The 10,921-nt window shown below is 64.8% G+C and carries 14 protein-coding genes; 7 read left to right on the plus strand and 7 right to left on the minus strand.

Features of this window, described 5'->3' with window-relative positions; genetic code table 11:
- Positions 1–106 precede the first annotated feature (106 nt).
- The 6 genes from ATI53_RS21650 (at position 107) to ATI53_RS21665 (ending at position 2,463) form a co-directional block, all read left to right on the plus strand.
- Complete coding sequence (locus tag ATI53_RS21650) at positions 107–442, plus strand: multicopper oxidase domain-containing protein (RefSeq protein WP_111551365.1); 336 nt, start codon at positions 107–109, stop codon at positions 440–442.
- Between the two features lie 29 nt (positions 443–471).
- Positions 472–930: a copper resistance protein B gene (locus ATI53_RS24260; RefSeq protein ID WP_276613135.1), complete on the plus strand. Its 459-nt coding sequence runs from the start codon at positions 472–474 to the stop codon at positions 928–930.
- Positions 909–1,187, plus strand: coding sequence for a copper resistance protein B (locus ATI53_RS24265; protein WP_263398799.1), 279 nt, complete (start codon positions 909–911; stop codon positions 1,185–1,187). The genes ATI53_RS24260 and ATI53_RS24265 overlap by 22 nt, the downstream gene beginning before the upstream one ends.
- 87 nt (positions 1,188–1,274) lie before the next feature.
- Entirely contained in the window at positions 1,275–1,637 is a 363-nt protein-coding gene (locus tag ATI53_RS21660; RefSeq protein WP_111551366.1) for a copper resistance CopC family protein, read from the plus strand.
- On the plus strand, positions 1,634–1,843 hold the full coding sequence (locus tag ATI53_RS24140; RefSeq protein ID WP_249033419.1) for a hypothetical protein: 210 nt from the start codon (positions 1,634–1,636) through the stop codon (positions 1,841–1,843). Before ATI53_RS21660 ends, ATI53_RS24140 begins: the two co-directional genes overlap by 4 nt.
- On the plus strand, positions 1,816–2,463 hold the full coding sequence (locus ATI53_RS21665; RefSeq protein ID WP_240778655.1) for a CopD family protein: 648 nt from the start codon (positions 1,816–1,818) through the stop codon (positions 2,461–2,463). Before ATI53_RS24140 ends, ATI53_RS21665 begins: the two co-directional genes overlap by 28 nt.
- Before the next feature lie 133 nt (positions 2,464–2,596).
- On the opposite strand, the gene ATI53_RS21675 is transcribed toward ATI53_RS21665, so the two are convergent.
- The 4 genes from ATI53_RS21675 to ATI53_RS21690 all read right to left on the minus strand — a co-directional run bounded on the left by ATI53_RS21675 (position 2,597) and on the right by ATI53_RS21690 (position 5,706).
- Positions 2,597–3,421 (minus strand): DUF305 domain-containing protein, encoded by an 825-nt coding sequence (locus tag ATI53_RS21675; RefSeq protein ID WP_009503956.1) that lies wholly within the window; start codon positions 3,419–3,421, stop codon positions 2,597–2,599.
- 293 nt (positions 3,422–3,714) lie between these two features.
- Positions 3,715–3,888, minus strand: coding sequence for a c-type cytochrome (locus ATI53_RS21680; protein ID WP_009503957.1), 174 nt, complete (start codon positions 3,886–3,888; stop codon positions 3,715–3,717).
- Positions 3,885–5,264: a multicopper oxidase family protein gene (locus ATI53_RS21685; protein ID WP_111551368.1), complete on the minus strand. Its 1,380-nt coding sequence runs from the start codon at positions 5,262–5,264 to the stop codon at positions 3,885–3,887. The genes ATI53_RS21680 and ATI53_RS21685 overlap by 4 nt, the downstream gene beginning before the upstream one ends.
- Before the next feature lies 1 nt (position 5,265).
- Positions 5,266–5,706, minus strand: coding sequence for a c-type cytochrome (locus tag ATI53_RS21690; protein WP_111551369.1), 441 nt, complete (start codon positions 5,704–5,706; stop codon positions 5,266–5,268).
- 1,341 nt (positions 5,707–7,047) lie between these two features.
- Between ATI53_RS21690 and ATI53_RS21695 the strand changes: the two genes are divergently transcribed.
- Positions 7,048–7,746 carry a Crp/Fnr family transcriptional regulator gene (locus ATI53_RS21695; protein WP_111551370.1) on the plus strand — a complete coding sequence of 233 codons (699 nt, stop codon included), beginning with the start codon at positions 7,048–7,050 and terminating at the stop codon, positions 7,744–7,746.
- Here ATI53_RS21695 and ATI53_RS21700 read toward each other — a convergent pair whose 3' ends face one another.
- From ATI53_RS21700 to ATI53_RS21710, 3 genes are all read right to left on the minus strand, one after another.
- Entirely contained in the window at positions 7,747–8,430 is a 684-nt protein-coding gene (locus tag ATI53_RS21700) for an NnrU family protein (RefSeq protein WP_111551371.1), read from the minus strand.
- A 561-nt stretch (positions 8,431–8,991) separates the two neighbouring features.
- Positions 8,992–10,191 carry an NnrS family protein gene (locus ATI53_RS21705; protein WP_111551372.1) on the minus strand — a complete coding sequence of 400 codons (1,200 nt, stop codon included), beginning with the start codon at positions 10,189–10,191 and terminating at the stop codon, positions 8,992–8,994.
- A gap of 460 nt (positions 10,192–10,651) precedes the next feature.
- Positions 10,652–10,921 (minus strand): transposase (locus tag ATI53_RS21710; protein WP_146609992.1); only part of this gene is annotated, 270 nt, incomplete at its 5' end.

A 10,921-nucleotide genomic window follows, 5' to 3' on the forward strand; every position in this document is an offset into this window, starting at 1 on the left:
TGGATCAGCAGGGAGCCACGCTTGCGCAGCGCCGCGTTGTCGCTGGACCAGTTCATGGTGCGGTCGCGGGCGGGAGGAGGCTTGCTCATCAGGCCCGTCTAACCGCATGGATTTCCATTGTGAATCCTTCGAAGGTCGAGGTCTGCAACGACGCCATTCCGACCCCATCCGCCTGACATACGGCGAACGCGTGCGGTTCAAGTTCGTCAACGAAACGATGATGGCGCACCCGATGCACCTGCATGGCATGTGGTCGATCATCGACGCGGGCAAGGGCGCCTATGACCTGGTGCAGCGCACGGTCAGCGTGGCCCCCGGCACGACTGTCCACACCGAGACGGAAGTCGACGCGCCCGGACAGTGGGCCTTCCACTGCCGCCTGTCGTACCACATGGCCGGTGGCATGTTCCGCAAGGTCATCGTCGAAAGCGGCCCGTCCTGATGGGCGTGGATTGCAGGGAAACCAGGCACATGAACAAACGACGACCCGGAATGGCCCTGGGGCTTCCGCTTGCATTGTCTTTCGCCCCCGCCGCGATGGCCAATCCGGGAATGTCCCCGGCGGACTGGGGCATTCGGACAGACAAGCTCGAATACCGGATGGGCGAAGAAGAGAACGCTTTTGCGTGGGAGTTCGAGACCTGGACCGGCAACGACGATCTGCGCCTTGTCTGGAACAGCGAAGGCGCGCAGAGAGACGGTGGTGACGTCGAGGAGATGGACAACCAGATCCGCCTTCAGAAACCGATCACCGATTTCTTCGACGGTTTCGCCGGGGTTGCGGCGTCGACCCCGGACGGTGCGCCGGGGCGTTATCACGGCGTCTTTGGTGTGACCGGCCTTGCGCCGCAATGGTTTGAGGTCGAGGCCGCGCTCTACGTTTCGGAATACCCCACATCGGGGCGAAAGTGGACTACGAAGGGCTGCTGACCAACCGACTTGTCCTGACGCCGACCATCGAAGCCAGTTTGCCGCTGGCGGACGATCCCGGTCGGGAAATCGCCGCCGGCGGCGCATCCGTCGAGCTCGGGCTGCGGCTAAGCTACGAGCTGATCGGGCGCAGCGTCGCCCCCTACATCGGCGTGAACCATGAGCGCGCCTCGGGTGGGACGGCCGACATCCTGCGCGATCATGGCCGCGAGATCGAGGTGCTGACCGGCGTGGTCGGCGTGAACTTCATGTTCTGATTTTTCTGCGTCCCTGCCCGCATCGCCAAATGCGACGCGACAGGGGCGCAGCTTTTCAACCTGAACCGAACAAACGGAATATACCCGATGAAACTTCGTAATATCGCCACCTCCGCCGCGCTTTGGCTCGACCTTGGTCTAAGTGCTGGCGCAGCTCTGGCTCATGGAAAGGGCATGATGGCCATGCCGAGCAACGATCAGACCGTCGCGTCGGACACCAGGGTCATGCACCTGATGTTCACCGATCCCATGCAGATCACCACCGTCACCATGGCAGCCCCTGACGGCAAGACCTACAAGATCAACGGCCCGGCTGCGAACCAGGCCGTCAAGACCTGGGAAGGCAGGCGGCCCAGGCTTACCCCCGGCAGCCACACGGTCGACTGGCGCGGCATGTCGCCGGACGGCTATCCGATGAACGGCAGTTTCGCGTTCAAGGTCGCGAAGTGACCATGGGCGGAGTTCCTGTCGGACTGGAACCGGTGCAAATCGCCTCGATCCTCGTGAAGACCGGGATGTATGTCAGCGTCCTGCTTGCGGCGGGCTCCGTCATCAATCTGTGGCTCCTCACGGCGCTGGATGCCGTTGCACGCCGTCGTCTCTCCGGCGGCTTGCAGCATGGTCTGCCATGGCGGGCGCGCTGTTCAGTGCTCTGAACATTCCGCTGCGGGCCGCGTTCCTTTACGACGGGTTTGGCGGCGCGTTCGATCCCATGATGCTTCAGATCGCCTTGAGCAGCCCGTTCGGGCTGTGGATCAAGACGGATGTTATCGGCCTTCCGGCCATCGCCACCATCGTTTTGAAAGGTGGATGGACCCGACCGTTTGCCCCCTTTGGCGTTGCGCTCGTGGCAATCAGCTTTGCTCTGCGCGGTCATGCAACCGGTGATCCGCAACTGGCGCTGTCGATTCTGTTCGTGATCCACATTCTTGCGGCGAGCTTCTGGATCGGCGGCTTCTTTCCCCTTTATGACATGGCCGGACGGGGCAGCGCCGCTGCGGCAATCCATTCGACGGGAGATGGCAGCCTTCGTCGCGGTCCTGCTTGTCACCGCGATCTTTACGTCCACGGTCGGGCCCGGACACATCGGATAAACCGACAGCACGGCGCTTGGGCGGCGGCGCAAAGCCGCCCCTGTTCCGGCCCTCGGACCCCGAGGAACATGCGCACATCGTCATGTCCGTCGATGCGCTTGCTCTCGGCAAAGGTCCGCGGGTTCGTTTTTACATCGTGCCCGCGCGTGAAGGCCCCGGTTTCGACCTTGGTCTTCAAATAACGGTCTTCGACCTCGTCGCCGCCGCGCTCCAACAGGTGTTTCGATTTCAGACCGCAGGGGCGGCTATGCTCCGCCATGACCATGCGATAGCGCACGGCGGGTTTGCCGGAGCCCTTCGGCATGCCGGGCTTGCTCAATTCGCGCAGCGATACTGGCCGCGAAAACCGGCCTCGTAATCCGGACCCGCACGGATGATCAGGTCCCGCAGGTCGGAATCATCCGTCTGGCGCACCTCGACCGTAACCGGATTTGCCGCGAAACGATCAGCATCGGCTTCCAGACGCACGAGGTCTCCGCTGATCTTGACCAGCGCAGCGCCGTTTCCGGAAACAAGCACCGGCGGGCTGGTCTGCGTGTAGGTAAAGCGGCATTCTGCCCCGGCGGGGAAGACCTGGGCGATGTCTTCATCCTTCAGGAACTCCGGGTCGACCTTGGCGACGACCTCGGTCGCCAAGGCCTCCTGCGCGCTTTTCAACCGGGATGCGGGGGCGTCCGCTTTCGGCGCGGCGTCTCCGTTCGCCGAGATGTCCGCGACCAGATAGCGCATCTCGGCGATTTCCTTGTCCTGCGCATAGATAATGTCATCGGCCAGAACCCGCACCCGTGGATCGGTGATTTCGGCACGGGAGGAGGTCATGATCGCAATCGAATGGTGCGGGATCATCGCGCGCATGTAAGAGCGGTCCTGCACCGTCACCTGGCTGCGTACCAGCCACAGCGCACCGGCGAAAACCACGATGGCGCCAGCGAAGATCGCGATGTTCACCGCACGGTTCTGGTACATGCCCCACATGAACGCCAGCATGACAAAGGCCATGAGGGCCCCCATGACGATGGCCATGTAGGCCCGCGTTTCCGACCAGAACACATGGCCGATCAGGTAGGTGTTCAGATACATCAGCCCGAACATCAGGACCGTAGAAACGGCGATCATCAGGAAAAAGCGAGAATAGGCCATCGGCACCTCCAGGTCTGTTCAAGGTGCAACTACCTTCCAGTGGCTGGATGTTCCGGGAAAATTCACATTTAGCGACGTGTTCCTGCCAGGTGACATACTGGTGATGGGCGCGTATGCGGTCCGGCCGGGTGGATTTGATGTGATTCGGGACAGCCCGGATTGCCGCATCGCGTAACGTATCGCCAAAGCCCGGCCTGTTGCTTTCATGGCCGCCGCCGACCACGGTCGCCGTCCCGCCCCGCGTGATCCGGACCGGGATGCCGTCGCCATGATGCCGGCTGTGGCCTGTCGCATCATGCGGCGGCGTTGGCGGCCAGCCGTCCGGGCCCCGACTGCCCTTCGGGGTTGGTGCCGTGGCACGCTGCGCAATTCTGCCGGTAAAGCGTTGCGCCATCCGCCTTGTCCTGCGCCTGCGTGGTATTGGCCGTGCCTGCAAGCGCGGCTGCAAACAACACACGCCGTTTCATGACACCATGATCCAGTTGGTCATGCCCGAGGCGGCATGCCCCAGCATGTGACAGTGAAGCAGCCACTTTCCCGGATTGTGCGCGACGAAGGCGATTTCCGTTGTCTCGTTCGGCATCACCAGCACCGTGTCCCTGAGAGGGCCAAGGGCGCCGTCTTCGTTCCGCGTTCGGAAATGCATGCCATGAAGATGCATCGCATGGGGGAAGATCGTGTCATTTGTCATGCGGATGCGCGCGGTTTCCCCGCGCGACAGGGTGGCGAAAGGCGTCTCGCCCAAGCCCACCTGACCGGCCAGCGCCCAGAACCGGCCATTCCGGACCAGCTCTTGCCAGGCCGTGACCCGCCCCCTGAACCGGGCGCGCTCCAGCCCTCGCATGGCCCCGCCCTGAAGCGGCATGTCGCGGAGCCGTGCCGTTTCAGGACTGCCGACTTCCATGCGCGGATTGGGCGGCAAGGGCGCGGGCATATCCCGGCTTGCCGTAGCGGAACGGCCCGCGACGGTGATCTCGGCCAGCGCGCGCCAGGTGTCGTCGGCCGCGGCGAACAAAAGACCGGCGGCAGCGCCTTCCTCGGCCGTGACATCCACGATCAGGTCGATGCGCTGGGCGGGTGCAAGGACAAGCGTGTCCGTCACCGGCCCGGGTTCGGCAAGCGGCATCCCGTCAAGCGCGACAGCCCATCCTCTCAGACCTTCCAGCCTCAGGCCAAAGATCCGCGCATTGGCAGAGTTGATCAGCCGCAACCGCAGCCGCTCGTTCTGGCGTGCGGACAGGCTGTAGTCGTAGCGCCCGTTCACACCCACCAGATTGCCGATCCGACCGCCATGGCTCAGCGTCATCGGGGCCGCGAAGCCATCGGCGAACCGCCCCGTGTCCGGGTCGATCAGCCAGTCGTCGATCATCAGGACCTCGTCTCGATCGACGTCCGGCGGCGTCGTCTCTTCGACGATCAGCGCACCGGACAGGCCCCGCGCCACCTGCTCCATGGAATTGGTATGGGCGTGATACCAATAGGTTCCGGCGTCGGGCAGGTCGAAGGCGTAATCGAAACTGTGTCCCGGCGGCACCGGGTCCTGCGTCAGCCCCGCGACGCCATCCATCGCATTGTCGATGCGGATGCCGTGCCAGTGGATCGAGGTTGGCACGTTCAGATCGTTGACCAGCCGCCGTTCAAGGCGGTCGCCCTGGGCCGCACGGATGACAGGCCCCGGGACCGCGCCGTCATAGCTCCAGACCGGCGTGGCCGGATAGGTGTCCGGGGCCAGTTGAACCATGGCCTCCTGCGCCGTCAGAAGCGGCATGGTCTGGGCGACGGCGGGCCGCGCCAGCGGAAGCAGGGCCAGCCCGGCGCAGAAACCGCGTCGTGTCATCCGCATATCAGTTGATCCCGTTGGCGCGCTGCACTTCGCGGACATAGGCAATGATGGAGATCATCTCGGCCCGCGTGACCTGTGGCAGCGGCGGCATGTCCCCGAATTTCCAGTGATGTGCACGCACGCCATTGGCGGCAGCCATCTGGAAGGCCATGTCACCATGGTGCGACGGCTCATATATCCTGTGGATCAGCGGCGGGGAAAATCCCGATTTCCCGGCGGCATTTTCGCCGTGACAGTCAGCACAGACCGCGTCGAAAGCGCGTTTGCCCAGGGTTGCCTCGGGCGAGAGCCTTTCCGGCAGCGTGACCGAAACCATGGCCGCGCCCTTCGCCGGAGCGGCGGCGACCTGCCCGGAGAGGCCTTTGTCCGCGGAGCGGGTGAAGGCATAGACGCCAAGCGCCACGGCGATAACCGCAGCCCCGGCGAGGGTGATCTTGTTCATGAGTTTATCCTGTTCTGCGCAGCGGCTTGCGCCGCGCGATCTCATTGAGGGCAGACGGGTGTCGGCCCATAACGTCATCGAGCAGGATCAGGCGCGGGGTGGTGGCAGGTCCAACGACAAGCTTATCGTGGCCCCGTGCCGAGGTTCCGGCCAGGCATGGCGCGGGCGAACAAGACCGCCCTCACGAAGTGGCGGGTTTTCAGCGAGGATGGCGACAGGAGCACACAGAGCCATATCGGCGCAGGGCGAGCCCATCCGATGTCTTTCAGGCCGCTGATGATCCGGGGCGGTCATCGCCTCTGCGCAGGACGGGCAGTCATGCATCGCTGACCCTGCCCCGGCAATCTGCGGCAGGAACGCCAGCACCATGAGGCTGGTCAGAACGATGAAGGCGATCAGACGCATGGCTGTCCCCAGGTTTGCAATTGCAAAATGGGACGTCGAGGCGGTCAGGTCAATCTCGGACCTGCAAAAACGCAGGTAATCCCGGGCTGCTTGATGTAGGGACCTCGTCTTTTCGGTTGGATGTAGGGTCTGGGGCGATTCGAGCCTGGGGTCGGACCCGGTTTTGTTTTCGTTCCGTGCCGTGCTTGATCGCCCCCAACCATGCGGTGAACAGGTCGGATCCGACTGGCGAAGAGATGCGCGGATGCTGCGTCTTGCCCCCTGTTTTCCGCAGCGCCACGGCAGACCAAAGCTCTTGGATCGCCGCGTCCTTGAGTGGAAGTGTATTCATGATTATGAAGATTTCCGTCTGTCGGGGGCGTCTTTTTCGCCGATTTTGCAACAGGGCGACCATGATGGGCACAAGCAGTGTCACAGGCGCGGTCAAGCGCGGTGCATCGCGCGGATCGCGGAACGGGTCTATGGCCATCGGGCGTCACTGTTAGCGGGGCGATCATGTTCGTCGCCCTGCTGATTCCCCACCTGACAACCAAAGTCACATCCGGCGACGCACCGCGGGGCCCGTCTGCCGCTGGCGATCCTTGTTTGCGCATTGGCGCGCTTGGCCGTCCTGCCGGTCGCATTCGCCTTTTCGCGGATCGGGACAAGCGCACTCTCGCTGTTCCGGTCTCTTGAGATCCTGGGCGCCATCCTTGTTGGCTTGCCGCTTATTGACCGGCCGCCCGATGACATGACCGGCTCGGGGCCGCGATCATTCTGGCCTTCGGCGCCTGCGTGGTTCACCGCGAATGACAGCGACAGGGCGAAACCGCCCCGGCCCGTGCGCAAGGTCGCCCAGGGCCATGCTTGGCCGCGCAATCCGGGGGCGTCACGCTCTGGACCCCTGGCGCGGGATCGGTCACAACTCCACCCGACCCAGCCAGGCCGGAGCAGACCATGACCCCTCGGGACCGCGAGATCGCAGAAGGCAGCCTTCTGCTGTCAAGCCTCAGGCGACCTGTTCTTGACGGCCTGCTGGGTTCGGCTCGGGTGCGCAACGTCCAGCGCAACGGCACGATCTTCCTACAGGGCGAACAGGCGACCGCGATCTTCATCGTGCTGGAAGGCTGGGTAAAGCTGTACCGCATCGCGCCAAGCGGGGCCGAAGCGGTGGTCGGCGTTTTCACCCGGGGCCGCAGCTTCGGCGAGGCGGTGGCTTTTCGCAACGACACCTACCCGGTGTCTTCCCAGGCGGTGACGGACTGCCGCGTCCTGCGCATCGAGGCCGCGCAGTTTTTGCGCCTGATCGAGGATACTCCGGGCATGGCAACCGCGATCCTTGCCGCGACCTTCACCCATCTGCACGCGCTGGTGGCTCAGGTCGAGGGACTGAAAGCCCGCACAGGCGCGCAGCGCGTGGCGGAGTTCCTGCTTGAACTGACCGATTGCGCCGAGGGCGCCTGCGAGGTCACGCTGCCCTATGACAAGGCGCTGATCGCGGGCCGTCTGGGCATGAAGCCCGAAAGCCTCAGCCGCGCGTTCTCGAAGCTGCGCGATCACGGGGTGACGATCAAGCAGAACCGCGCCGCAATCCGCGATGTCGGCATCCTTCGCGACTACGCCGAGGACGACCCCGCCAGCCCTTGGGTGCGATAGCTACGGCAGCGGTCCGACCCCGATCACCGGCGCGTGCAGGTGCAAAAGTGCTGCCCATGCGACCACGGCGATACCGACCCGCAGCCACGGAGGGCGCCTGTAGGGCGATCCCTGCCAGCGCGGCATGGCAGCGAAAGGTACCAGCGCGGTCCGTGCGCTTTGCCGTTGCCATTCCGCGGGGCCCATCAGCCGGGCGCGCCGACGTTCGACCATCAGCATTCCCAGCGCCGAGAACAGTCCGAAGGTGCAAAAGAGGATGACGTGGGCAAGGTCTCCGTTCGCCCATGTGTGCACGCCCGCCCACAGCAACATCGCCCAGAGCAGCGGCTGCCGGGTCAGGCCCGCCACTCCGGGGCGGTCGGGATCGAAGCCCATCGCGCGGCCCTCGAAGGCAAAGGGGTTGGGCGCCGTCACCCCGAGAGCGGCCAGAAGCACGACAAGCGGCATGACGATCGTCACACCCCAGCGCGCCGTCATGGTCTGATCCCAGAGCGGCACATAAGGCGCGCGCCCCGCCGCTTTTATGACCCACCACAGCAGCAACACGGACACCACGCTGAAAGCCGTCGTATAGCCGCGCGGGCCCAGCGCGCCGGTCAGCCGGTCCTTTACCCCCAACATCGCCGGGATGCGGTGCGATGCCATGAAGACGGTCATCGCCAGCGCGAATTCCAGCCAACCCATGCGGTGTCTCCCGTTTCTGTCATCCCGCCGCCAGCGCCATGAAGGAGCACCGGCGCAAAGCCCCTGCCCCACTCCGGCACCCGCCCAAGTCCGAGATCGACGCGCGGGATGCTCTGCGTCCTGAACCAGGCAAAGCCCAGGATCGCAAGCGATGCAAGCCCCCGGACGTGCCGCTGGCCGCCAGCGGTTGTCGCCGACATGGGCGCGCTGAACGTCCTGGCGGTCTGCACACAAACCCAATCCCGCTTCGGCCAGGAAAAGGTGCGGATCGCGACATCACCGCCGCGGGCGCCCGGTCCTCGGGGCGCTGCGGCTGACGGACAGCGCCGCGCCGTCCATGCTGCAGGGACGAGGTCGAGGTGCGGCTTCAGCTTGGTCGCCGGGGCCCTGGCGATTTGCCCGCCCCGGCCTCGTCGTGATCGCCCCCGGCCCTGGTCATGACGTCGCACACAGCGCTTGTCCGTCCCATCCAGACGTGTTTCGGGGCGCTTTCAGCGGGACGGGCCGAGGCTGCCCGGCCCAAAGTCAACCTTTCGGAACGATGGTCGCCCTGTTCTCATTTCAAGCCTGAGCAGGCTTCGCGATCCCGCGTTCGCCCCAGAATACCGGCCAGAGCGCAACGACATAGAGGGTGAAGGCGACGATCCACAGCCCACCGGCCAGCAGCACGCCAGCGTCATGCAGTGTCGGCGAGGCCGACGCCGCAAAGCGGATCAGCGCCGCCAGAGGAACCAGCCCGTAGGCAACAGCCACCGGGGCCGGGGCAACCAGCGGGCGGCCCGAATGCCCCAGCGCCGCCCGCGACATCACCGCCAGCGTCATTGATCCGATGCCTCCGATCGCCAGCAGGTGCAGCCCCGCCAGCTCCGATCCGATGCCGGACCATGCCAGCCCCGTCAGCACCAGCCCGAGCGCGTTCAGCCCATAAGACAGGTGCAGCGACCAGAGGATGGGCTGGCCGAACGTCCAGCCACCCCTCCACCGTGCCAGCCGCGCCAGCGCGACCAGACCGGCGATGGCAGCCAGCGCGCCCGGAATCTCCATCGGCAGGCCCACCAGAAGCGTCAGCGATGCCGCAATCGCCGGCGCGATGGCGGCGATGCCCAGCCGGACCGGATTGCGCGGCAAGCGGTGTTCGCGCCCTGTCCGCACCATGGCGTTGCGGGTGAACGCCGGCGTCACGCGCCCGCCGAGGATCACGATCAAGGTGGCCAGCGCCAGGACGCCGACCCGGGCGCCAAGCCACGCGTCCCCACCCGCGCCGACCCAGTCGCCGTGCATCACCGCATTGCCCGACCACAGCAACGCAATCACCCCGAGGATCATCATCTGCGCGGGCTTGGGCCGCTTCAGCAGCAGTGTCAGCACATGCGCCCCGACGATCGGCAGAAAGACCAGGTCGATGCCCGCGACCAGCAGCGGCGGCAGCGACGCCGACCACCAGACCGCCAGCCGACCCGCCACCCATATCGCAGAGGCCAAGGCAAAGAACCCGCTGGGGGCCGCCCGCAGCCCCGTCCAGCCGGGCGCGGCAGTCAACAGAAAGCCCGCGATAACCGCCGCGCCATATCCATAGATCAGCTCGTGGGCGTGCCACATCTGGGGCGCGGTAGCGAAGCCGTACGAGACGGTACCGCCGGCGGCCTCGATCGCCAGAGAGCTTTCCCAAACCAGCATGGCGAACACCGCGAACAGCCCCGCAAGCAGGAAAAACACCCGGTATCCGGCAGAAAACAGCCGTTTGACGGAAGCAGGGGTCATTGTGCAACTCCTTTCGCGGTGCGCGATGTTTCAGTACCGGGCACCCATCGCCATCCTTCGTGATGACCTGACAACATGTGCTCGACACGCATTCAGGGGGTGATCCACACGATACGAACAATGCTGCCGACCGCGCATGTCGTTCCGCGTTACTGCCCCATTTCCGGATCTGCCAGACCGGCATCGACGCACCGGAGATTTACGGCCGCACCGACATCGGCATCCGATGGCCCCTACTTCACGCCCGCATTCGATCCATGCGCCCGTCACAATCGGCTTGTCCCTGCTTTTGGGTGCCGGCCTGCCCGGACAACGGCCACATCGACCTGCCAGGTTTCCCGTTCCGGGTCACTTTGCCCGTGCTCCCCGGCGGGCGCCTTGACTTTCGTTAAGACTAAGCCGCCAGCGTACGTCCGGAATGACAAGGCGTCATCAGCCGTCCGAGACTTAGGCTCAGGACTCATAGCCAATAGATGACCGTTGCAGCGAGGGCGATGGCAGAGAAGAAAACCTTCGGGCATCGGTCGTAGCGGGTCGCCACCCGCCGCCAGTCCTTGAGCCTGCCAAACATGATCTCGATACGATTGCGCCGCTTGTACCGGCACTTGTCGTATTTGACCGGTGTCTTGCGTTGCTCCCGGCCTGGAATGCAGGGGCGTATCCCTTTGTCTTTCAACGTTTCGCGGAACCGATCGGCGTCGTAGCCGCGATCTCCGAGCAGCCAGTCGAC

The sequence above is a fragment of the Salipiger aestuarii genome (assembly GCF_003259905.1).
In the GTDB taxonomy this organism is placed as follows: domain Bacteria; phylum Pseudomonadota; class Alphaproteobacteria; order Rhodobacterales; family Rhodobacteraceae; genus Salipiger; species Salipiger aestuarii.